We start from the raw sequence: 19,268 nt of genomic DNA on the forward strand, positions 1-19,268 counted from the left end.
GGCTTGCTCTGCCTCGTTGTGTCGAGTTTATTACAGAGATTTTAATTTCGGTCAACAATGAAGAGATATTGACATAGCGGGACGACTGGTCTTAGCTTTGTCACAAAGCAGCCAAGAGACTGTGGGGAACAGCCCATGCGGACTGGAAGCGACGTCATTGTCGTCGGCGCGGGTATCGTTGGATCGAGCGCGACCTATTACCTGGCTGCGTCCGGCGTGACGGTGACGCTTGTCGAGCAAACGCATCCCGCCGGCGGACCGTCCGGCAAGTCCTCGGCCCTGCTGCACGCCTTCTATCTCTTGCCGGAACTGTCACAGCTTGCCATTCGTGGCCGCGAGATCCTCGTATCATTGCCGGAGATATCGGGCGAGGGCCCTTTCGTCACCGAAATCGGCATGATGTGGGTCTGCGGCAACGACAATGAAGCGAGCTGGAAGGCCGCCGCCGAACGGATTCGCGGCGAGGGCGCATTGATCGAGACGCTGTCGCCGCAAGCTTTCGCCAACGCCGCGCCGGGCTTTGCACTGGCTAATGTCGCGCTGGCGCTATGGGAGCCGGAATACGGCTATGCCGACGCCTTCGGCGCAACCAATGCAATTGCCCGCGCCGCCAAGGCACGCGGTGCCAGGATCATGCGGGACACCCTCGTCGAACGGCTTGTGAAAGAGGGCGACCGCATCAGCGGCGTCGTGCTCGCCGATGGAACGGTGCTGAAGGCCGACGCCGTGGTGCTCGCCGCCGGGCCGTGGACACGCCGCCTGCTGGCGACGGTCGGCCTCGACCTGCCACTGCATGTCGAGCGTCATCCGATGGCCGTGCTCGACGCAGCCGGAAAGGCGCGCCAGGTCATGCCTTTTGCCTGGTGTGACGACATCTCCTGCAATTATGCGCGGCCCGACGGTGACGGTGTCATCCTTGCCGGCAGCTGGGCCGGCGGCGGCACTGGCGTGCGCCACGAACAGGCCGGTCGTCCGCGTTTCGTCGACAATCCCGACGACTACATGGAAGGCGTCGAGGAATCAGAATCGGTCGAGATCCTCGAGACCTTCGCGGCGCGCGTGCCGGCGATGGCCGAGCTGGGCATCCGTCCCGGCTATGCCGGGCTATACGACATGAGCCCCGACGACCTGCCGGTGATCGGAGCCATGCCCGGCGTCGATGGTCTGTTCGTCTCTGCCGGCTCCTCCGGCCATGGTTTCAAGACTGGTCCGGCGGTCGGCGAAGCGGTGGCCAGGCTGGTCACCGAAGGCGCCCAGCCGATGCTGGCGCCGTTTTCGCCCAGCCGCTTCAAGGTCGCCTGATGGCATCGGCGGCGAGGGGCGAGACAAGCGCGTGGTCGTTCATGCCGGCCGCGTTCCGCAACGCCAGCGCCGATGCGCTCTGCATGGTGACGGTGCTGCTGCTGGCAGCGTTTATTGTCTTCTTCTTCGGTGGCGCCGCCATGCAGCGCGTCGTCACCTATGCCGCGATCATGCTGACGGCGGTGCTCGGCCTGCAGATCTTTTCCGGCAACAGCGGCATCGTCTCCTTCGGCCACGCCGCCTTTGTCGGCCTCGGCGCCTATGCCACCGGCATCCTGACCATGCCGGCGGCGCTGCAGCGCACTGCGTTGCGCGACCTGCCGCAGTTCCTCGCTGGTTATGAACTCTCTTTCTTCGCGGCGCTGGCCGTCGTGCTGATCCTTGCGGTCGTCATCGGCCTGCTGACCGGCACGCCGCTGCTCAGGTTGTCCGGATCGAGCGCATCTATCGCCACGCTCGCCATGTTGATCATCGTCTACACGCTGCTGGTTGCCGGGCGCGAGATCACCCGCGGCAGCCAGCCCTTTTACGGCGTGCCGCGCGAGGTCGGTCTGTGGACCGCCATCGGCGTCGCTTCGGTGGCACTGGTGATGGCGAGGCTCTTTCGGGAAACCGCCTTCGGCCTTGCCACCCGCGCCGCCGCCAATGACGAGCGTGGTGCGGCTGCCGTCGGCGTCGACCAGCGCACCTCGCGGCTGGCCGCCTGGGTGGTGGGCGCGGTCGCCGCCATGGCCGCCGGCGCCATGATGGCGCAGTTCCTCGGCGCGTTTTCGCCGCGCGATTTCTATTTCGACCTCGGCTTCACCTTGTTGGCCATGCTCATCGTCGGCGGCATGAACTCCTCGCTCGGCGCCTTTGCCGGCGTCGTCGTCACCATCGTGGTGATCGAGGTGGTGCGTCGTTTCGAAGGCGGCGGCGAGGTGTTCGGCCTGCATCTGCCGGTGCTGTTCGGCCTGACCCAGGGTGTGCTTGCCATTGCCATGATCCTGGTCATCTGGCGGCGGCCAACCGGCCTGTTCGGCGAGCGCGAGCTGAACCTTTTGCGCCGGCCCGGCCGCAAGGCCGCCACGGTTCCTGCTGCGCCGCTGCTTCATGCCGAGCGCGACCGGCTGGTCGCCGACCATCTGTCGCGGCGCTATGCCGGTGTCATCGCCGTCGACGACGTCACGCTCGCCTTCGACACCGACAGCATCACCGGCATCATCGGCCCGAACGGCGCCGGCAAGACCACACTGCTCAACATGCTGGCCGGCGACGTCAAGCCGAGCGCCGGCATGGTGTCTATCGGCGGTTTGGTGAGGCAGGCCTCGGCCTTTCGCTTCGCCCGCTCCGGCGTTGCCCGCACTTTCCAGAACATCCGCGTCTTCGCGCAAATGATCGTGCTGGAAAATGTTGTGGTCGCCGCCCGCTCGGTCGAGCCCGATCTTGCCAATGCCGAGGCGGCGGCGATGCGCGAGCTTTCGCGCATGGGGCTGGAGAAATTTGCCGATCAACCCGCCGCCAGGCTCGCCTACGGCCAGCGCCGCCGGCTGGAGGTGGCGCGTGCGCTGGCGCTGAAGCCGCGCTTCCTGCTGCTCGACGAGCCCGCCGCCGGCATGAACGCGGTCGAGACCGCCGAGCTGGTTTCCATCCTCTCGGCCGTCCGCGCCGAGCGCCGCATCGGCGTCGTCCTGATCGAGCACGACATGCGGCTGGTGATGAACCTGTGCGAACGCATCGTCGTCATCGACCATGGCCGCGTCATCGCCGACGGCACGCCGGCCGAGGTGCAGAACAACCCTGCCGTCGTCGCCGCCTATCTCGGCAGCCGCACCGCCCGCGCCAAGACAGGACAAGAGACGCCCGCCAGCGAAACGCCCGCAAGTGAAACCGCATGAACCGTGTAGCCAACGACAATAAATCCAGAAGGAGAACCGACATGCCAAAGCTCTATCGCCTCCGCCGCGCCGCCCTCTATGCGGCGGTGTTCGGCATGACCCTCGCCCTCGTTTCCAAGGCTTCAGCCGAGGAGATCATCATTGGCGCCGCGACGGCGCAGACCGGTGGTCTTGCTCCCTACGACCAGCCGGCACTCGCCGGCCTGCGCATGGCGCTCGACGAACTCAACGCCATGGGTGGGCTTGGCGGCAAATACACCGCCAAGCTGATCATCAAGGACACCCGATCCGATACGGCGCAGACCGCCACCGTCGCCCAGGAATTGATCGACGCCGGCGCCAAGATCATGATCACGCCTTGCGACGCCGATCCCTCGATCTCGGCCGGCCAGCTCACCCAGCCGCTCGGTATTCCGACATTGACGCTTTGCGGCTCCGCCCCGGTGCTCACCGCCGCGGTCGGCGACGTCATGTTCGGCACCTATCCAGCCGACAATGTGCAGGCGACCGCGGTCGCCAACTTCGCCATCGCCGAAGGCAAGAAGAAGGTCTATCTCCTGACCTCGCCGGACTCCACCTACACCGCCAACCTGCCCGAGTATTTCGGCAAGGTGTTTGAGAAGAAAGGCGGCGCCGTCGTTGGCCGCGGTACTTTCACCATGGGCCAGCCGGACTTTTCCGCCGAGATCACCAACATCAAGAGCCTTGCCGACCAGCCGGACCTGATCATGACCGCCGCCTATGAGCCTGATTTTCCGGCCTTCATCCAGCAATTGCGCGGTGCCGGCGTCACCGTTCCGGTCTATGGCGCCGACGCCATCGGCACGCCGACCGTCAAGGGGTTGGGCAAGCTGGTCGACGGCGTCGTCTATACGGCAGCCGGCTATGCCGAGCCGGGCAGCAAGCTGGAGGCTTTCAACACCGCCTTCGCCAAATATGCCGGCCACGCGCCGGAATCGACCTATGAGGTGAACGGCTACGAGATCGGGCTGATCCTCGACCAGGCGGTCAAGACGGCCGGCTCGGACGATCCGAAGGCGATCCGCGACGCCATTGCCGGCCTCAAGGACTTTGACGGCATCACCGGCAAGATCACCTATGCCGGCACCGACGGCATGCCGCTGCGGCCGGTGGCGCTGATGCGTTATGAAGGCGGCGAGGGCAAGCATATCCAGACCATGATTCCCGACGCCGCCGACGTTCCGGCGCCGTGACATCATGCTGAGCGTCGAAGCCCTTAGGATCCGCTACGGCGAGGTCGAGGCGGTGCGCCGCGTCGATCTCGCCGTCGACAGCGGCGAGATCATCGCGCTGGTCGGCGCCAATGGCGCCGGCAAGAGCTCGACGCTTGGCGCCATTGCCGGGCTGGTCCCGGCCGTCTCGGGGAAAGTGGTCTTCGACGGCGTCGACATCACCGGCCTGGCGCCTGAGGCGATCGCCCGCAAGGGGGTGTCGTTGGTGCCGGAAGGCCGGCGCATCTTTGCCGGCCTGACCGTGGCCGACAATCTGCGTCTCGGCGGTGCGATGCACCTGCCGGCGGTGGAGGCGAGGGTGCGCGAAGAGGAGATGCTGGAGCTGTTTCCGATCCTGCGGCGCTACCACCGCGTCAAGGGCGGCAATCTCTCCGGCGGCGAGCAGCAGATGCTGGCGATCGCTCGCGCATTGATGGGCAAGCCGCGCATGGTGCTGCTCGACGAACCGTCGCTCGGTCTTGCCCCGCAATTGATCGACACGGTCTTCGACCTGATCGCCGAACTGCGCCGCAGCGGGCTGACCATCCTTCTCGTCGAGCAGAACGTGGCGCTGGCGCTGGAGGTCGCCGACCGCGCCATCGTGCTTGCCAATGGCGAGGTGGTGCTATCGGGCACCGCCAAGGAACTCGCCACCTCGGACCTCGTCCGCCAAGCCTATCTCGGAGCCTGAGCCATGATCGCGCAGCAGATCATCAATGCGGTGAGCCTCGGCGGCGTCTATGCGCTGCTGGCACTTGGTTTGGCGATCGTCTTTTCCATCGTCGGCCTGATCAATTTCGCCCATGGCGAGCTGATGACATTGTCGGGCTATGCCTTGCTTGCCGCGCTGGTTTTCGGTCTGCCGTTTCCAGCGGCGGTGCTCGTCGCCGTCTCCTGCGGCGCGCTCGCAGCGGTTGCCATGGAGCGTGTTGCCTTTCGCCCGATGCGCGGCGCCAGCGTCACCAGCCTGCTTCTGACCAGCTTCGCCGTTTCGAGCCTGCTGAAGGTCGTCTTCCAGAACGGCATCTCGGCTCGGCCGCAGCCGGTCGCCATGCCCGGCTGGATGACCGGCGCCTTCTCGTTCGGCGACTTCACCATCGGCGTCGGCCCGAGCATCTCCATCGTTGTCTCGGCCCTGGCCTTGATTGCGCTGGAACTCTTCCTGCGCCGCACGGTGACTGGCACCGCCATGCGCGCCGCGGCCGAGGATTTCAACGTCGTCCGCCTGATGGGCATCCCGGCCAGCCGCATCATCGCCACCGCCTTTTTGCTTTCCGGCCTGCTCGCCGGGCTGGCGGCGATGCTGTGGGTGGCGCAGCGCGCCTCCGTCGACCCGCTGATGGGCTTTACCCCAGTGCTGAAGGCGTTCATCGCCGCCGTCGTCGGCGGGCTGGGCAGCCTGCCCGGTGCTGTCGCTGGCGGCTTCCTGCTCGGCATCATCGAAGTGTTGCTGCAGGCGACGCTGCCGGCGGCGGTCGCACCCTACCGCGACGCCATCGTGCTGTCGGGCGTCATCGCCGTGCTGCTGGTGCGGCCGCAAGGCCTGATCCCGGCGGTTCGCGTGCAGCGGAGCTAGAGCATGATCCCGAAAAGTGGGAACCGGTTTTCGGAAAAGATCATGCAACAATAAGAAGGTACTATGTACACGAAACCCGAATTCGCACCGCTGTCGCTGGACGAGGTGTTTGGCCTGTTCGAGGCGGCGGCCTTCGCCACGGTGGTGACATCGGGACCACAGGGGATCGTCGCATCGCATCTGCCCTTCGTGCTCGACCGCGAGCGGGGAGCGAACGGCACGCTGGTGTCGCATCTGGCCCGGCAGAACCCGCACAGCGCGCTGATCGCCGAGGGCAGGGAGACGATGGCAATCTTCCACGGACCGCATGGCTATATCTCGCCATCCTGGTATCCGCGCAACCCGGTGCGCGACAGCGCGCCGACCTGGAATTTCGCCGTCGTCCATTGCCATGGCCGGCCGTTTCAGCTCGACGATCACGCCACCGCCCGGCATCTGCAGCGGCTTGTCGACGTGCTGGAAAAGGACCGCGACGATCGCTGGCGCATGCGCGAACTCGGGCCGGGCGGCATGCAGCGGCGCATCCCGCATATTCTGGGTTTCGACCTGCCGATCGAACGGCTCGAGGCCAAGTTCAAGATGGGCCAGGACGAACGGCTCTACGATACCAATGCCGCGATTGGCAGGCTTGAGGAAAGCGATCCGGCGCTGGCGACGATGATGAAGATGCACAACGCGCATCGCAAGGACTGACCGTTGCAGCAATGCGGGCAAGGACAAAATGATCCCCAATCTCAACATCGTCCCCTTCGTCAGCGTCGACCACATGATGAAGCTGGTGCTGAGGATCGGCGTCGAGCGTTTCCTCACGGAGCTCGCCTTCTATATCGAGGACGATTTCCGCCGCTGGGAGGCCTTCGACAAGTCGCCGCGCCTCGCTTCGCACAGCGCCGAGGGCGTCATCGAGCTGATGCCGACCAGCGACGGCGACGTCTATGGCTTCAAATATGTCAACGGCCATCCGAAGAACATGCGCGAAGGCCGCCAGACGGTGACCGCTTTCGGCATGCTCGCCGATGTCCACAACGGCTACCCGGTGCTTTTGTCGGAAATGACGATCCTGACCGCGCTGCGCACCGCGGCGATGTCGGCGCTGGCGGCCAGGCACCTGGCGCCGAAAGATGCCGACTGCATGGCACTGATCGGCAATGGCGCCCAGGCCGAATTCCAGGCACTGGCCTTCAAGGCCTTGCTCGGTGTGCGCGAGTTGCGCTTCTACGACATCGACCGCACGGCGACGGAAAAATGCATCCGCAATCTCGCCGGGCTGGGCTTCGACATGGTCGCCTGCCGCTCTACCGAAGAGGCCGTCGAGGGAGCCGGGATCATCACCACCGTCACCGCCGACAAGCAGTATGCCACCATCCTCACCGACAACATGGTCGGCTCGGGCGTCCACATCAACGCCGTCGGCGGCGATTGTCCTGGCAAAACCGAACTGCATCGCGACATCCTGCTGCGCTCCGATATCTTCGTCGAATATCCGCCGCAGACCCGCATCGAGGGCGAGGTCCAGCAGCTTGCACCCGATCATCCGGTGACCGAGCTGTGGCGGGTCATCACCGGCTTGGCTGAAGGCCGCCGCGATGCCAGCCAGATCACGCTGTTCGATTCCGTCGGCTTCGCCATCGAGGATTTTTCGGCGCTGCGCTATATCAGGGACCAGTTGCCGTCGACCGGCCTCTACCAGCAACTCGACATGCTGGCCGACCCAGACGAGCCGCGCGACCTGTTCGGGATGCTGTTGAGAGCGGCGGCTGCGAAGACCGCGCAGGTGGCGTCGTAGCGCCGGCCGGCAGCGCAAACGTCGAGCCACCCCTGAGCCTTCCCCGCCCCAGGGGTGACAGCAGCAGACAAATCCCGTATACTCACATAAAGATGTCTTTATGTCGCTTAAGCGCGACCGTCGCCCTGAGGACGAAATATGTCGCAAAACCCAACATCGCTGGACGAACTGTTCGGCCCCGTTGCGGCCAAGCCCGACGGTTCGGAAGTGCTTGCTGCACTGACGGCGGCGGCGCGCGAACGCATCCTCATCCTCGATGGCGCCATGGGCACGCAGATCCAGGGCCTGGGCTTCGACGAGAACCATTTCCGTGGCGACAAATTCGCCGAGTGCGCCTGCCATCAGCAGGGCAACAACGACCTGCTGATCCTGACGCAGCCCAAGGCGATCGAGGAGATTCACTATCAATACGCCATCGCCGGGGCGGACATTCTTGAAACCAACACCTTCTCCTCGACCTCCATCGCCCAAGCTGATTACGGCATGGAGGACCTGGTCTACGCTCTGAACCGCGACGGTGCACGGCTGGTGCGCAGGGCAGCGGCAAGGGCCGAGCAGGAGGACGGCAAGCGTCGTTTCGTCGCCGGTGCGCTGGGACCGACCAACCGCACCGCCTCGATGTCGCCCGACGTCAACAATCCCGGCTACCGCGCCGTGACATTCGACGAATTGCGCCTTGCCTATGGCGAGCAGCTGCGCGGTCTCATTGACGGCGGTGCCGACATCATTCTGATAGAGACCATTTTTGATACGCTGAATGCCAAGGCGGCAATCTTCGCCTGCAACGAGATCTTCATCGAGAAGGGCGTGCATCTGCCGGTGATGATTTCCGGCACGATCACCGACCTGTCGGGCCGCACGCTGTCGGGCCAGACGCCGACGGCTTTCTGGCATTCGGTCCGCCACGCCAACCCGTTCACGATAGGCCTCAATTGCGCGCTGGGCGCCAAAGCCATGCGCGCGCATCTGGACGAATTATCCGGCGTCGCCGACACCTTTGTGTGCGCCTATCCGAATGCCGGTCTGCCCAACGAATTCGGCCAATATGACGAAAGCCCGGAGTTCATGGCCGCGCAGATCGAGGATTTCGCGCGCGACGGCCTGGTCAATATCGTCGGTGGCTGCTGCGGCTCGACGCCCGACCACATCCGCGCCATCGCACAGGCCGTGAAGAAATATCCGCCGCGCGCTGTTCCCGACATCGAGCCGAAGATGCGCCTTTCGGGGCTCGAGCCGTTCACGCTGACCGACGAGATTCCGTTCGTCAATGTCGGCGAGCGCACCAACGTCACCGGCTCGGCGAAATTCAGGAAGCTGATCACCGCGGGCGACTATGCCGCCGCGCTCGAAATCGCCCGCGACCAGGTCGCCAACGGCGCGCAGATCATCGACATCAACATGGACGAAGGCCTGATCGATTCGAAGCAGGCAATGGTCTGTTATCTCAACCTGATCGCCGCCGAGCCGGACATCGCCCGTGTACCGGTGATGATCGACAGCTCCAAATGGGAGATCATCGAAGCCGGCCTGAAATGCGTGCAGGGCAAGCCGCTGGTCAATTCCATCTCGATGAAGGAGGGCGAGGAGGCTTTTCTGCACCATGCGAAGCTCGTCCGCGCGTACGGCGCGGCGGTGGTCGTCATGGCCTTCGACGAGGACGGTCAGGCCGATACCCAGGCGCGCAAGGTCGAAATCTGCACCCGCGCCTACAGACTGTTGACTGAGCAGGCCGGATTCCCGCCCGAGGACATCGTTTTCGACCCGAACATCTTTGCCATCGCCACCGGCATCGACGAGCACAACAATTACGGCGTCGACTTCATCGAAGCCGCCAGGCAGATCACCGCGACGCTTCCCCATGTCCACATATCGGGCGGCGTGTCGAACCTCTCCTTCTCGTTTCGCGGCAACGAGCCGGTGCGCGAGGCCATGCATGCCGTGTTCCTCTACCATGCCATCCAGGCCGGCATGGACATGGGCATCGTCAACGCCGGACAGCTTGCCGTCTATGACACCATCGATCCCGAACTGCGCGAAGCCTGCGAGGACGTCGTCAACAACCGCCAGCCGAAGGGCGGCGGCAGCGCGACCGAACGCCTGCTGGAACTCGCCGAACGTTTTAGGGGCACGGCGGGCAAGGAAGCGCAGGAACGCGATCTCGCCTGGCGCGACTGGCCGGTCGAGCAGCGCATTTCGCACGCACTGGTCAACGGCATCACCGAATTCATCGACCAGGACACAGACGAGGCGCGGCGCGCCGCCGAGCGTCCGCTGCATGTCATCGAAGGTCCGCTGATGGCCGGCATGAATGTCGTCGGCGATCTGTTCGGCGCGGGAAAGATGTTCCTGCCGCAAGTGGTGAAATCCGCCCGCGTCATGAAGCAGGCCGTCGCCGGCCTGCTGCCGCACATGGAGGCGGAGAAGCTGGCGAATGCCGCCAAAGGCGTCGACACCGGCGAGCGCCAGACCGCCGGCAAGATCCTGATGGCGACGGTGAAGGGCGATGTCCACGACATCGGCAAGAACATCGTCGGCGTGGTTCTGGCCTGCAACAATTACGAGATCATCGACCTCGGCGTCATGGTGCCGGCGGCAAAGATCCTGCAGACGGCGCGCGAGCTAAAGGTCGACATCATCGGCCTGTCCGGCCTGATCACGCCCTCGCTCGACGAGATGGCGCACATGGCCGCCGAGATGGAGCGCGAGGGTTTTGACATTCCGCTGTTGATCGGCGGTGCTACGACCAGCCGCGTGCATACCGCAGTAAAGATCCATCCGCGCTATATCAGTGGGCAGACCGTCTATGTCGCCGATGCCAGCCGCGCGGTCGGCGTGGTGTCGGCACTTTTGTCGAACGAGACCAGGGGCGGTTATGTCGACAACGTTCGCGCCGAATACAAGAAGGTCGCCGATGCGCATGCGCGCAGCGAAGCCGACAAGCAGCGCCTGCCGCTGGCCAAGGCGCGTGCCAACGCCCACCGGATCGACTGGTCGGCCTACGCGCCGCCAAAACCGTCCTTCCTCGGCCTGAAAACCTTCGAAGCCTGGGATTTGGCCGAGCTCGCGCGCTATATCGACTGGACGCCCTTCTTCCAGACCTGGGAGCTGAAGGGGCGTTTTCCCAAAATCCTCGACGACGAGGCGCAAGGGCCGGCGGCACGCCAGCTCTTCGAGGACGCCCAGGCGATGCTGAAAATGATCATCGCGGAAAAATGGTTCGCGCCGAGGGGCGTCATCGGCTTCTGGCCAGCGAGTACCGTCGGCGACGACATCAGGCTGTTCACCGATGATGCCAGGTCGCAGGAACTGGCGACCTTCTTCACGCTGCGCCAGCAGCTGACCAAGCGGGACGGCAAGGCGAACGTCGCGCTAGCGGATTTCGTCGCGCCATTGGACAGCGGCAGGGCCGACTATCTCGGCGGCTTCATCGTCACCGCCGGCATCGAGGAATCGGCGATCGCCGAGCGCTTCGAACGGGCCAACGACGACTACTCGTCGATCATGGTCAAGGCGCTTGCCGACCGTTTCGCCGAGGCCTTCGCCGAGCGCCTGCACGAGAAGGTGCGCAAGGAGTTCTGGGCCTATGCCCCGGATGAGTATCTGGCGCCGGACGAGCTGATCGGCGAACCCTATCGCGGCATTCGCCCGGCGCCCGGCTATCCGGCGCAGCCCGACCACACCGAGAAAGCGACGCTGTTCCGCCTGCTCGACGGCGAGCGCAACGCCGGCGTCAGCCTGACCGAGAGCTTTGCGATGTGGCCGGGCTCCTCCGTGTCCGGCATCTACCTGTCGCATCCCGAAAGCTATTATTTCGGCGTGGCCAAGGTCGAGCGCGACCAGGTCGAGGACTATGCGCGCCGCAAGGCCATGCCGCTCGCCGAGGTCGAGCGCTGGCTCGGCCCTATACTCAACTATGTGCCGACCCCCTTCGCCGAAGCGGCGCAGTAAGGCAGCAGCTTTGACCTGGCATCGCGGTCGATGGCCAGGTGCGTCGCTTCGAGAGCAACGGCCTCGCCCGCTCATCATGCGATGAAAGGAGAGCCCTATGCAGACACCGACTGCAGAAGAAATGGAAATCCGCAAAGGCCTGGATGACCTGGTGCAGGCATTGCGGGCCAAAAACAAAGGAGCTCTGATGGCACACTATGCCGCGGCTACTGTCGTATTCGACATCAGGCCGCCGCTCCGGATCGAGAGCGCCGATGCCTACCGAAAGAATTTCGAGGCGTGGTTTGCCTCGGTTGACGGCCCGATTGATTATGAGGTGCACGAGTTGCTCGTCACGGTCAGGGACAACGTGGCGTTCTGCCATGGTCTGTGCCACGTCAGAAGCAAAAGAACCAACGGCGAGAAATCCGACTATTGGGTGCGGGTGACGTCGGGTTTGCGCAAGATGAGCGACCGCTGGATGATCACGCACGAACACATATCCATGCCGATCGATCTCCGGACAATGCAGGCACAGCCGGAGTTTCAGTCGTAGCTGCGCGGACGTTTCGCACGACAACAAATTTCTTCCGGCGCTGCCCGTCGACCGACCTCGCCAAGAGGCTTGCCGAATTCGCTGACCAATCGATCAGTCCCGGTGGTGCACCGTACCGCCACGGATTGACGCGCGACACTTTAGCTGCAAGGTATATTAACGTTCTGTTTACCATATATATTGGTCTCGGCAGGGACTTGAGGGGGCAATTTGGAACCGTTTCTGGGCGCGAACCGCCTTAATTGGGATGATCGAGCCGAGCTGCATTCGACCGACACAACGGGCAGCTACCACATAGAAAATGTACTGGCTGGCGGATCCAATCTCTATGAGCTGGAAACGCGCGAGGTCGGTGACATTGTCGGCAAGGATATCGTCCATCTGCAATGCCATATCGGGCTCGACACGATCAGCTTGAAGAATCTGGGCGCGGGCAGCGTGACCGGCCTCGACTTTTCACCGACGGCGATCGCAGCAGCGCGGGATTTCGCTGCAAAGGCAGGCACTGACGTGCGCTTCGTGGAGGCGCCACTGTTCGAAGCAGTCGAAGCGCTTGGCCGAACCTTTGACATCGCTTACGTTACCTGGGGTTCGGTAAACTGGCTTGACGACGTGTTCCGCTGGGCGCGGGTGGTTGCCGATCTGCTGCGGCCCGGCGGCCGGCTCTATCTCGCCGAGGGCCATCCGTTGATGTTCCAGTGTGACCGCAAGGCTGCGGCGCTGGAGTTCAAGCATGACTGGCGAACGCCGATAGCTCGACCACTCGCATGGAACGAGGAACTCACCTATACCGGCGACGACCGCATCTTGAAACATCCGCGCTACTATGAGTGGATTCATCCGGTCAGCGACGTGGTGAACGCGCTGATTTCAGCTGGGCTGACGCTGGATTTTCTCAATGAGCATGACACGGTTTCGTGGCAGCACTTTTCATTTGCCGTGAGGGCCGGCAAGGATATGTACGGCCTGCCGGAGAACTCTCCCAAGATCCCAATGGCCTATTCCATTGGCGCGACGAAACGTAGCGTCGGCAAGATACCCTACCTGGTTACCGCCAAGGCGATTGAGGGCCACTAATGCATGTCGCGCAAAAGCATGCCCTCGGGCTTGAACCGAGGATGTGCGGAGGTTTTGCGATAACGACATGCATCAAACAAAACCTGAAGCGCGTCGCATCAATCCATTCAGCCGCGACGCGCTTTAAGGCGTCAGCCGGAGCCGCAGGTCCGTGTCAGCCACTCCGGCCACCTCTGGCGGTTGGAGGGTGCAAAATTTTTAGGACCCGTGAAGGTCAAAATTAAACATTGATAGCTAATATACCTTGGTCGGGTTGGCCCAGAACCTGAATAGTATCTGAGGAATCGCCTATTGGCTCCTTTCCGCGCTAGGTTCGGCGGTATCAAGAAGGCCGTTTTCTCGTCGGCAAATATCCCGGCGGCAATGGCGGTGATCGTTATTGCCGTTGGCGCAGCGTTCGCGGACCACCAGAACAAAGTCGTCTCGGATCAAGCCGCCCGAGCGGATGTCCTGGCCAAGGTCAATCTTATCCGCGCCAAGCTTGAAGGCAACATCAACGGAAACCTTCAACTGGTGCAGGGACTGGTCGCGGCGGTCGTGACTGAGCCCTATATGGGACAGCAGCGCTTCGCCTCGCTGGCGAGCAACCTGTTTGGCAGGGGCTCGCAATTGAAGAATATTGCCGGCGCGCCCGATCTGGTCATTTCTCTGATGTACCCGATGAAGGGCAACGACAAGGCGATAGGCCTCGATTACCGCAAGGACGAGCGGCAGCGTCTGGCCGCGCTAAGGGCGCGAGACGAGCGCGAGCTAGTTCTTGCCGGTCCCGTCGACTTGAGGCAGGGAGGGCAGGGCTTCGTCGGCCGAATTCCGGTCTTTGTACGCAGTGCGGGCAACACCGAAAGGTTCTGGGGCATCATTTCGGCCGTTGTCGACGTTCAGCGCCTTTATAAGGCGAGCGGCCTGCTTGACGATGATCTCGGGATTGACGTAGCGCTGATCGGTAAGGACGCCCTCGGTCCAGGCGGAGAGCAATTCTTCGGCAATGAGCGCGTCGCCAAAAGCAATCCGGTGACAGCCGACGTCCTGCTTCCGTCCGGTTCGTGGCGGATCGCAGCCATTCCCAAAAACGGCTGGCCTTCGACGCCCGACAACGCGTGGTTCTTGCGCGCCATCATGGCGGTGGCCGGGGCGCTGGTTGTGATCCCATTCCTGGTTACGGGTCGCCTGATTGGCGAGAGACAGCGCAACTATGCGGAACTGAGTCGATTGTCGAGGCGCCTGGAGCTCGCTCTGGAAGCATCGGCTATTGGCGTTTGGGAACACGATCTCGCGACCAACGAACTGGCGTGGGACGAACGCGTCAATGAAATATACGGCAAACCAGCTGGGGAGCACCGCGGCTACCTGGACTGGGCGGGAGCAATCCACCCGGATGATTTGGCTGGCGCCAACGCCGATTTCGACCGCGCGATGGCCGACGGCGGGCCATATTTGTCGGAATACCGGATTATTCGGCCGGATGGTGAGATTCGCCATGTCCGATCCAAGGCGATAATTTACCGGGCCGCAGACGACACCCCAAAAATGATTGGCGCCGAATGGGATGTGACAGCCGATGTCCTGTTGAACAAGGACCTGGTTCGCGCAAAACAGCTTTCCGAGTCGAAAAATGCAGAACTCGAGTCGGCCAAGGAGCGCATAGAGCACATTGCGCTCCACGATTCGCTGACCGGTTTGCCCAACCGGCGTTACCTTGACCAGGTGCTGGAAGATTACGCGGCAAACGCCAGGCGGACCGGCGGGTATGCGGCACTGCTTCACATAGATCTGGATCGGTTCAAGCATATCAACGATACGCTTGGCCACGCCGCAGGCGACGCAATGCTTGTTCACGCCTCGACCGTCCTCCGATCCAAGGTCGATGGCGAGGGATTCGTCGCTCGGATCGGAGGAGACGAATTCATCGTCCTGTGCGTGGTGCATGACGATATCGAGCAACTGGCGCTGCTGGCTGACCGCGTCATCAGCCAGATGCGGGAACCGGTCTACTATCAGGGCCATCGATGCCGTTTTGGCGTGAGCGTGGGAATTGCAGTCGACAACGGAAAAGATGTCGAAGCCAAACACCTGCTGGTCAACGCTGACATCGCGCTTTACCGAGCAAAGAGTCGTGGGCGCAATCGATACGAGTTCTTCACCGAGGCGATGCAAAGCGAGATCGTCGAGACAAAACGGATTGCCGACGAAATTCTCGGCGGCCTTGAGCGCAACGAGTTCATTCCCTTCTACCAGCCGCAATTTGACGCAAAAACCCTTGAAATTGTTGGGGTTGAGGCGCTGGCGCGATGGCGGCATCCGGAGAAGGGCATTTTGGCGCCCGACGTCTTCCTCAGGATTGCGGAAGAATTGAATGTCGTCTCGATCATCGATCGAAACATATTGGAGCAATCGCTTTTGGATCTCGAAGGGTGGACTGCTGCGAATCTTCACATTCCGCGGGTGTCAGTCAACGTTTCGGCACGCCGCCTTCAGGATGAGGAACTCATAAAGAGTCTTCGGGAACTAAATATCAAGAAGGGAACAGTTGCCTTCGAGCTCGTTGAGTCAATTTTCCTCGACGAAAATGATGATTTTGTCACCTGGAATCTTGAACAGATAAAAGAGCTCGGCATTGACATAGAAATAGACGATTTTGGCACTGGCTACGCCTCTATAGTCAGCTTGCTCAAGCTGCAGCCTCGCCGGTTGAAGATAGATCGCCAATTGGTCATTCCTATTGTCAAATCGCCGCAACGAAGGCAGGTCGTCTCATCGATCATTGAAATCGGCAAATCCCTGGGTATCGAGGTCGTAGCCGAGGGTGTCGAGACGATGGAGCACGCACAGACACTCAAGAGCTTGGGCTGCGACATACTGCAGGGTTATGCCTTCGGGCATGCGTTGGATGCCGACGGACTAAAGGCCTTCGTTCGATCTCGGCGTCTGCGCACGGAACGGGTTTTGGATGAACCGCTCCGGTTGGGTAGAGTATAAGCGCATACGCCTCACGTCATAGAGTAGCGCTACGCTTGAGTCTTGGGATTTGGAGATTGGCCGATCACGGCAGCGAAGTTCTGGGGGCCTATGCACCCGATGAGACCTGGCCCCGGACAAGCTGATCGGCGATCCCTATCTCGGCATCGGCCCGGCACGGAGGCAGTACGAAACGCACAATGGCAGCCTTGGCGGTTGTCCAGGCAATGGCGCGGATATGTCGCAGACGATCGATTGTTTATCGGATTGACTGGGGACTTGTCGCGATGCTGCTCGCCGGTTGCGAAGGGGCGCTGTCCTTCATCATTAGGGGGATGTGAAATGTCCGGCTCTTCTGCAGGACGTCGTTGCCGATCGCACCGCAATCGGCAGCGGCCGGCGAAGCAGGCCGAAGTGCACTTGTCACTGACCAGGGAACGATATCGGCCCCCATGTGTTAGACATCCATGGACACTTTGGAACCCCAGGGCCACGGGACGGTGGCCGACATTTTGACATCGGAAGTTGCCAATGCCAGGCAGCGCATCCACCGGACCGAGCTCGCGCTTCAACGTACTGAAGAAATGCTGGCCGAGAACCTCGCGCTGCGCAACAGGATACGAACTGCGGTCGAGGCCGCAGACCGCTTGGTGAAGATCGATCCCCCCAGCTTTGAAGGACGTCGCGCGGGTTGAACTGGGCCGGCGTTTGATTCGTCGCGCCCTTCAGGACACCGGCGCCACCACTCTCGCTCCAGAACTTTGCCAACCACATCTACGTCTGGGCTGCACGCTCGCGAACAGCCGGAACCAACGGCGACCATAAGCAGTTTACCAATCAAAGGGACCGCAATGGATTCGGAATAATGGAACTTTTATATATGGAACTGGCGCGAGCCCGACAGCGGCTTAATCGGGCCGAGCGCTCCCTTGAGCGTGCGAACGAGATGCTGGATGATGACTGCGGTGTCGGCATCAACATCGCGCTGTGCAGCAGGATACGGGCTGCGCAACAGCGCGTAATTGAGGCCAGATCGCGGTTGACGAAGATCGATCCCACCAGCGCTGACGGAGTTCGCACGGGTTGATCCGGCCCGTCGACGTGCCGCCTCGGGCATATAGGACGATCGGTTCGGCACTCCGGCGGTCGCGCACCAAGCAAGCCAACGCACTGCTTGAGGCGACGCGTTCGGTCTTAAGGCCAACCATTTTTGCTTGGCGATCTCAACGAATGACGGGTGCACAGCAGATCCTCGTTGCTGGCGCTACTGCCGCATTTTGGTCCAATTCACACCGTGCTGTCCAGTTTCCCTTCGCGTTTCCCTTTGCTTGCGCTCGATCGGATCCTGGCCAAACCACCAAGTCTGATCTCCAGCCTCGAAGTGCACCATACATCGCTATCTCGGATCGCCTCCGATCATCTACCGATCATGGCACGATTAAATCTCCAGGGGATTCGACAGCTACATTTGCAACCAGATTACCTTTGAAGGGTTCTTGCTACGATTTTGAGCAAGGCCGGGTTTCTATCGCTGAAGGGTAGAAAATTTTATGGAAGTACCCATTACGCGGATTGCACAGGACAACATCAAAGCAGGCAAGAGCGGCTTGCTGCTGGTCCCGGACAATTATGACGCCTTCGCCGGGCGCGTTCTGGCGGCAAGGAGTGCCGTTCGCAGTCTCGATCTCATGTACTACCTTTGGCACGATGACCACACTGGCCGCTTGCTCTTGCAGGAAGTTTTCCGGGCCGCTGAGCGCGGCGTGCGAGTTCGCATGCTCCTTGATGACGCCAATCCGCGAAAAAACGATGCGGCCTGTCTGGCCTTGAGCAATCATCCAAACATCGAGTTGAAGTTGTTTAATCCGAGCGGCGTCAGGCAACGCAGCGTCATGCGCGCTGTGGAAATTGTATGGCGACTATTTGCGTTGACCCGGAGGATGCACAACAAGGCATGGATCGCTGACGACAACGTTGCTATCGTAGGCGGGCGCAACGTTGGCGATGCCTATTTCGACGCAGCAGAAACCAATTTTCGCGACTTAGACGTGCTGCTCCTCGGTCCTGCCGTGCAGCAAACCGTCGAAATATTTGAGGCATTCTGGGCTTGCGAGGACGCGAAATCAATCAGTGTCCTGGGTCCAGCCGCGGGGAACGAGCATTCCGATTTGTTTTCAGGAAGCGATCTCGAAACCGAATCAATGCTTTTGAACGGGATCGGTGATCGAGGGTCCATCGCAGAGTTCATCGCGGCCAGCAACGACGTGCATTGGGTGGATCGAGTTCGGGTGATTTCCGATCCTCCAGAGAAGGTGAGAGGTTGGAGACGTCGCAGCTGGCTTACCAAGGAGTTGCTTCCCCTCATTAAGTCGGCGCGCAACAGTCTGGAAATTGTATCTCCCTATTTCATCCCTGGCAAAAGGGGCTCCGCGGTCCTGATGGACCTCGTCAGCAATGGGGTTGACGTTTCCGTTTTGACCAATTCCTTGGCCGCTACAGACGTCGCCGCGGTTCATGGGGCTTATGCAAACTATCGCAAGCGATTGCTGAGGAATGGCGTAAGACTGTTCGAGCTCCAGCCCTTCAATCGCGGTCAGGGAATTTCGGTGTTTGGCTCCAAGGGTGCCAGTCTGCACACCAAATCGTTCACGGTTGACGACAGGGCTGGGTTCGTCGGTTCCTTCAATTTTGATCCCCGGTCAGTGTCTTTGAACTCGGAGATGGGCGTGCTCTTTGAGGATGCCGAATTAGTCAGTGAACTTCGGCGCTTTTTTCAAGCGGAGATATCACTAGAAACCAGCTATCGGCTGGAACTAAAGAACAATGTGCTGCACTGGCATGGATGCGACGAAGGCAAACTCCAAGAATACACACACGAACCAGAGGCCGGAATATTTCGCCGGGTTCTGGCGGCCCTGGTCCGCCACCTTCCAGTTGAGTCTCAGCTTTAGCCAGACCCACTAAGATAGCATAGGTGCTA

General features: G+C 61.7%; 14 protein-coding genes. All 14 read left to right on the forward strand.

Features of this window, described 5'->3' with window-relative positions; genetic code table 11:
- Positions 1-135 precede the first annotated feature (135 nt).
- A complete protein-coding gene (locus AC0L2V_RS03525; protein WP_473507324.1) occupies positions 136-1,302 on the forward strand; it encodes an NAD(P)/FAD-dependent oxidoreductase in 1,167 nt (388 codons plus the stop codon).
- Positions 1,302-3,179: a branched-chain amino acid ABC transporter ATP-binding protein/permease gene (locus AC0L2V_RS03530; RefSeq protein WP_473519451.1), complete on the forward strand. Its 1,878-nt coding sequence runs from the start codon at positions 1,302-1,304 to the stop codon at positions 3,177-3,179. Before AC0L2V_RS03525 ends, AC0L2V_RS03530 begins: the two co-directional genes overlap by 1 nt.
- Positions 3,180-3,220: 41 nt before the next feature.
- The gene (locus tag AC0L2V_RS03535; RefSeq protein WP_473507326.1) at positions 3,221-4,393 is read left to right on the forward strand and encodes an ABC transporter substrate-binding protein; all 1,173 of its coding nucleotides are present in this window, start codon (positions 3,221-3,223) and stop codon (positions 4,391-4,393) included.
- Positions 4,394-4,397: 4 nt separating this feature from the next.
- A complete protein-coding gene (locus tag AC0L2V_RS03540) occupies positions 4,398-5,102 on the forward strand; it encodes an ABC transporter ATP-binding protein (protein ID WP_473519452.1) in 705 nt (234 codons plus the stop codon).
- A gap of 3 nt (positions 5,103-5,105) precedes the next feature.
- On the forward strand, positions 5,106-5,987 hold the full coding sequence (locus AC0L2V_RS03545) for a branched-chain amino acid ABC transporter permease (RefSeq protein ID WP_091591683.1): 882 nt from the start codon (positions 5,106-5,108) through the stop codon (positions 5,985-5,987).
- Positions 5,988-6,050: 63 nt separating this feature from the next.
- A complete protein-coding gene (locus tag AC0L2V_RS03550) occupies positions 6,051-6,680 on the forward strand; it encodes an FMN-binding negative transcriptional regulator (RefSeq protein ID WP_473516382.1) in 630 nt (209 codons plus the stop codon).
- A 28-nt stretch (positions 6,681-6,708) separates the two neighbouring features.
- Positions 6,709-7,773: an ornithine cyclodeaminase gene (locus AC0L2V_RS03555; protein ID WP_473519453.1), complete on the forward strand. Its 1,065-nt coding sequence runs from the start codon at positions 6,709-6,711 to the stop codon at positions 7,771-7,773.
- Between the two features lie 138 nt (positions 7,774-7,911).
- On the forward strand, positions 7,912-11,721 hold the full coding sequence (gene metH, locus AC0L2V_RS03560) for a methionine synthase (RefSeq protein WP_473519454.1): 3,810 nt from the start codon (positions 7,912-7,914) through the stop codon (positions 11,719-11,721).
- 97 nt (positions 11,722-11,818) lie between these two features.
- Positions 11,819-12,256 carry a YybH family protein gene (locus AC0L2V_RS03565; RefSeq protein WP_473519455.1) on the forward strand — a complete coding sequence of 146 codons (438 nt, stop codon included), beginning with the start codon at positions 11,819-11,821 and terminating at the stop codon, positions 12,254-12,256.
- A gap of 210 nt (positions 12,257-12,466) precedes the next feature.
- The gene (locus AC0L2V_RS03570; RefSeq protein ID WP_023803186.1) at positions 12,467-13,333 is read left to right on the forward strand and encodes a class I SAM-dependent methyltransferase; all 867 of its coding nucleotides are present in this window, start codon (positions 12,467-12,469) and stop codon (positions 13,331-13,333) included.
- Positions 13,334-13,696: 363 nt separating this feature from the next.
- Positions 13,697-16,309 (forward strand): bifunctional diguanylate cyclase/phosphodiesterase, encoded by a 2,613-nt coding sequence (locus AC0L2V_RS03575; RefSeq protein WP_473519691.1) that lies wholly within the window; start codon positions 13,697-13,699, stop codon positions 16,307-16,309.
- Between the two features lie 446 nt (positions 16,310-16,755).
- A complete protein-coding gene (locus AC0L2V_RS03580) occupies positions 16,756-16,983 on the forward strand; it encodes a hypothetical protein (protein ID WP_023803181.1) in 228 nt (75 codons plus the stop codon).
- A 170-nt stretch (positions 16,984-17,153) separates the two neighbouring features.
- On the forward strand, positions 17,154-17,375 hold the full coding sequence (locus AC0L2V_RS03585) for a hypothetical protein (RefSeq protein WP_473519456.1): 222 nt from the start codon (positions 17,154-17,156) through the stop codon (positions 17,373-17,375).
- Positions 17,376-17,838: 463 nt separating this feature from the next.
- Complete coding sequence (locus tag AC0L2V_RS03590) at positions 17,839-19,239, forward strand: phospholipase D family protein (protein ID WP_473519457.1); 1,401 nt, start codon at positions 17,839-17,841, stop codon at positions 19,237-19,239.
- Positions 19,240-19,268: the final 29 nt, after the last annotated feature.

This window comes from Mesorhizobium sp. WSM4814, assembly GCF_055811595.1.

Bases quoted from the DNA above. Each gene is read 5' to 3' on its own strand.
- AC0L2V_RS03525 (WP_473507324.1), top strand. From the start codon at position 136: ATGCGGACTGGAAGCGACGTCATTGTCGTCGGCGCGGGTATCGTTGGA.
- AC0L2V_RS03530 (WP_473519451.1), top strand. From the start codon at position 1,302: ATGGCATCGGCGGCGAGGGGCGAGACAAGCGCGTGGTCGTTCATGCCG.
- AC0L2V_RS03535 (WP_473507326.1), top strand. From the start codon at position 3,221: ATGCCAAAGCTCTATCGCCTCCGCCGCGCCGCCCTCTATGCGGCGGTG.
- AC0L2V_RS03540 (WP_473519452.1), top strand. From the start codon at position 4,398: ATGCTGAGCGTCGAAGCCCTTAGGATCCGCTACGGCGAGGTCGAGGCG.
- AC0L2V_RS03545 (WP_091591683.1), top strand. From the start codon at position 5,106: ATGATCGCGCAGCAGATCATCAATGCGGTGAGCCTCGGCGGCGTCTAT.
- AC0L2V_RS03550 (WP_473516382.1), top strand. From the start codon at position 6,051: ATGTACACGAAACCCGAATTCGCACCGCTGTCGCTGGACGAGGTGTTT.
- AC0L2V_RS03555 (WP_473519453.1), top strand. From the start codon at position 6,709: ATGATCCCCAATCTCAACATCGTCCCCTTCGTCAGCGTCGACCACATG.
- metH (WP_473519454.1), top strand. From the start codon at position 7,912: ATGTCGCAAAACCCAACATCGCTGGACGAACTGTTCGGCCCCGTTGCG.
- AC0L2V_RS03565 (WP_473519455.1), top strand. From the start codon at position 11,819: ATGCAGACACCGACTGCAGAAGAAATGGAAATCCGCAAAGGCCTGGAT.
- AC0L2V_RS03575 (WP_473519691.1), top strand. From the start codon at position 13,697: ATGGCGGTGATCGTTATTGCCGTTGGCGCAGCGTTCGCGGACCACCAG.
- AC0L2V_RS03580 (WP_023803181.1), top strand. From the start codon at position 16,756: ATGGACACTTTGGAACCCCAGGGCCACGGGACGGTGGCCGACATTTTG.
- AC0L2V_RS03585 (WP_473519456.1), top strand. From the start codon at position 17,154: ATGGAACTTTTATATATGGAACTGGCGCGAGCCCGACAGCGGCTTAAT.
- AC0L2V_RS03590 (WP_473519457.1), top strand. From the start codon at position 17,839: ATGGAAGTACCCATTACGCGGATTGCACAGGACAACATCAAAGCAGGC.